This window comes from Streptomyces sp. NPDC059455 (assembly GCF_042750115.1).
In the GTDB taxonomy this organism is placed as follows: Bacteria; Actinomycetota; Actinomycetes; order Streptomycetales; family Streptomycetaceae; genus Streptomyces; species Streptomyces endocoffeicus.
The window spans coordinates 1-3403 of record NZ_JBHYVB010000423.1; the positions used below are offsets into that span (position 1 = coordinate 1).

A 3403-nucleotide genomic window follows, 5' to 3' on the forward strand; every position below is an offset into this window, starting at 1 on the left:
GTCCGTCCCCCGGTCCGTCCCCTGAGCCGTCCCCGGGCCCGGCCCCACGTCCCCCCGGTCCGCCCGCCCCCCGCCCTGCCCGGGGCGGCGCACCCGCGCCGCGCCGCCGCCCCCCCCCGCCGCGCCGGTGATCACCACCAGTTCGGGGGCGAGCAGCATGGTCAGCGTGGCGATCGCGCGGGCGGCCGCCTCCAGCCCCTCCTCCAGGGCCCCGGCGGCGCCGAGGTCGCCCCGGCGGACGGCCTCGAAGACATCGCTCGCGCTCACCCGGCGCGGATCGCCGTCGGTCAGTGCGCGGAGCTCGGCGCCCGGTGTGCCGGGGAGCGGTGGTGTGTCACGAGCCGCCACCTCGGCGACCAAAGACGCCCCTCGCCGGCGGACCGTCCTCGCGATGCCGTCGTCGCGGGAGTAGTCGCCCATCAGGGACAGGAAACCGAGGTCCCGGGCGCTGTTCGCCCGGCCGCGTACGAGGGTGCCGCCGGTGCACATGCCCACCCCCAGCCGCTCCCCCGCCAGCAGACAGACGATGTCCTGGGAGGTGCCCGCGCGGCCCCGCCAGCGCTCACCGATCAGGGCCAGGTTGCAGTCGTTCTCCACGCACACCTGTGCGGAGAAGTCCCGGGCCAGCGCGGCGCGCAGATCGACCCCGAGGAACCCGGGGATGCCGGTGCGCTGCTGTACGACACCGTCGGCGTCGACGGGACCGCTGGTGCCGACGCAGACCGCCAGGACCTGCTCATCGCGCAGACCGGCCGTCCGCACCACCTCGACGGCGAGCTTCCGCACCTGTGTGATGCGCCGCTCCGGGCCGACCGAGGGGTCGCCGAACGCGATCCGTGCCTCGGCGACGAAGACGCCACGCAGATCGGCCACGGCGACGCGGACGCTGTGTGCGCCGATGTCGATGCCCAGGACATGGCCGGCGTTCGCCACGAAGGAGAAGACGCGCGACGGCCGACCGCGTCCGGAGAGACGTCCGTCGACGCGATCGGTGGTCTCCCGGACCCAGCCGAGCGCGACGAGGTGGTGCGCGGCGGCGTGCACGGTGGGCCGCGACATGCCCGTGGCGTCCACCAGGTCTCCGGAGGACATCTCCGCCCGCTCCGGGGGGCGCTCCCGCAGTTTTGCCAGGATGCGGGCGGCGTTGACCCTCCTGGCCAGGGCGGATGTGGCGATATCCCCCGGCATCTGCTGCGGCGCTCCTCTCCTGCTGCGCGCTGAGGACCTTGACGAGCACGAGATCTTGACCTCGGCGCGCGCAGCCTGGAAGTCTAGCGCACGCCTTAAATAAAATGCTTTCATAAAAACGAGACAGCAGCTCGGCCGCAGACGCTCAACCCGTACGGCGCATCCGGTGAACCCGGCCGATAACGGCCGCCCGACCGCAGCAGAGCGGTCGGCCACCTCGCCACCGACAGGAGGGCCACGCACCCATGACCCCCAGCGCTTCCCCCTCCGGCCCCGCCACGTCCACGCGGCGTCCGAACGTCCTCGTCTTCTTCACCGATCAACAGCGCTGGGACACGACCGGTCTCCACGGGAACCCCCTCGGGCTCACCCCGGTCCTCGACCGCCTTGCCGCCGAGGGGGTGAGCGTGGACCGCTCCTTCACCTGTCAGCCCGTGTGCGCGCCCTCCCGCGCCAGCCTCCAGACCGGGCAGTACCCGACCACCACCGGCGTCTTCCGCAACGGTCTTTCCCTCCCCCGGGACACCCCGTCGCTGGCCCGCTCCTTCCGGGACGCGGGCTACGCCACCGGCTACATCGGCAAGTGGCATCTCGCGGGCGACCACACATCCGGGCCGGTACCGGAGGAGGACCGGGCCGGATACGACCACTGGCTCGCCGCCAACCTGCTGGAATTCACCTCTGACGCCTACGAGACCACGCTGTACGACGGCAGCGGCGCCCCGCACCGGTTCGAGGGTTACCGCGCCGACGCGCTCGGCACCGCCGCGATCGACTTCATCGAACGCGACCACGACCGGGACCGCGACCACGACCGCGACCGCGACCGGCCGTTCTTCCTCTTCCTGTCCTTCCTGGAGCCCCACCACCAGAACTCCCGCGACGACTACCCCGCCCCGACGGGCTACCGCGACCGCTACGCCACACCCTGGGTGCCATCCGACCTCGCCGCTCTCGGCGGCGGCAACTGGGCGGAGCACCTGCCCGGTTACTACGGAATGGTGCGCCGGCTGGACGAGGTGCTCGGGCGTATCGTCTCCGCACTGGAGCGGCGTGGGGAGCTGGACGAGACCGTCATCCTCTTCACCTCCGACCACGGCTGCCACTTCAAGACCCGCAACGACGAGTACAAGCGCAGTGTGCACGACGCCTCCCTCCGCGTGCCCACCGTGCTGCGGGGGCCGGGGCTGCGGGGCGGTGTGCGGCTGCCGGAGCTGGTCAGCCATATCGACCTGCCGCCCACGCTGTTGCGGGCGGCCGACGTACCCGTGCCACCGGAAATGCAGGGACGTTCCCTGCTGCCGTTGCTCCACGGCGGAGACGGCGGGGACGGCGGGGACAGCGAAGACGGCGAGTGGCCACAAGAAGTGCTCTTCCAGATCAGCGAATCGGAGGTCGGGCGAGGTCTGCGGACCGACCGCTGGAAGTACGCCGCGACCGCGCCGGACGCCGACGCCTGGAACGACCCGCGCGCCGAGCGGTATCAGGACGCCTACCTCTATGACCTGCACTCCGACCCCGACGAGTTGATGAACCTCGTGGCCGACCCGGCCCATGAGAACGTCCTGGTGGAGCTGAGGCGGCGACTGGTGCGGCGCATCGTGGACTCCGGTGAGCCACGCCCCACGATCACCGCGCACGAGCCCGCCCCGAAGGCCGTGTCCGAGGACACCGTCTAGGCCCGGCACGCGTCTCACAAGAATCCCACAAAGACATCTTTTAAGTTCCTATCGGTGGAGACGCCACAGCTCATCGGGGGTTGCGTCACACATCCGTCGGAAGGAGCGAGAGCGAACATGAGTGGGATAGGCCGGCGCCACTTCCTGTACGGCGCGGCCGCGGTGGCGGCCGGTGTCATGGGCACTGGATGCACCCCCGAGGACCTGACGAAGTCGAGCGGCTCGGATGGCATGCCGGTCGTCGCCATCGACACCCAGCGCAGATCGTTCAAGGTGAGCGCGTACATGACCGGGGTGAACGGGGCCAAGTGGTACGACGACGCCTACGGAATGTGGGACTCGAAGCACAACCGCCCCGCCCCGGGCATCGTCGGAAAGATCAAGAAGTCCGGGATCGGGATGATCCGCCATCCCGGCGGCACCTCCTCCAACCTCTTCAACTGGAAGGGGGCCATAGGTCCGCAAGAGGACCGGACCCACCAGGTCGAGGGGCAAAAGGGCGAACCGGTCGACAGCCGGTTCGGGCCGGAGGAGTA

General features: G+C 70.8%; 3 protein-coding genes. 2 read left to right on the top strand and 1 reads right to left on the bottom strand.

The genetic code is table 11. The annotated features are described in order from the left end of the window. Positions 1–1188 (bottom strand): ROK family transcriptional regulator (locus ACFXB5_RS53100; RefSeq protein WP_385223185.1); only part of this gene is annotated, 1188 nt, incomplete at its 3' end. A 245-nt stretch (positions 1189–1433) separates the two neighbouring features. Here ACFXB5_RS53100 and ACFXB5_RS53105 point away from each other — a divergent pair. Next, complete coding sequence (locus ACFXB5_RS53105) at positions 1434–2867, top strand: sulfatase-like hydrolase/transferase (RefSeq protein WP_385223187.1); 1434 nt, start codon at positions 1434–1436, stop codon at positions 2865–2867. A 117-nt stretch (positions 2868–2984) separates the two neighbouring features. After that, positions 2985–3403, top strand: a 419-nt coding sequence (locus ACFXB5_RS53110) for a twin-arginine translocation signal domain-containing protein (RefSeq protein ID WP_385223189.1), incomplete at its 3' end; no start/stop codon positions are given.

Excerpts from the sequence above, each read along its gene's own strand:
- ACFXB5_RS53105 (WP_385223187.1), top strand. The coding sequence starts at position 1,434 with ATGACCCCCAGCGCTTCCCCCTCCGGCCCCGCCACGTCCACGCGGCGT.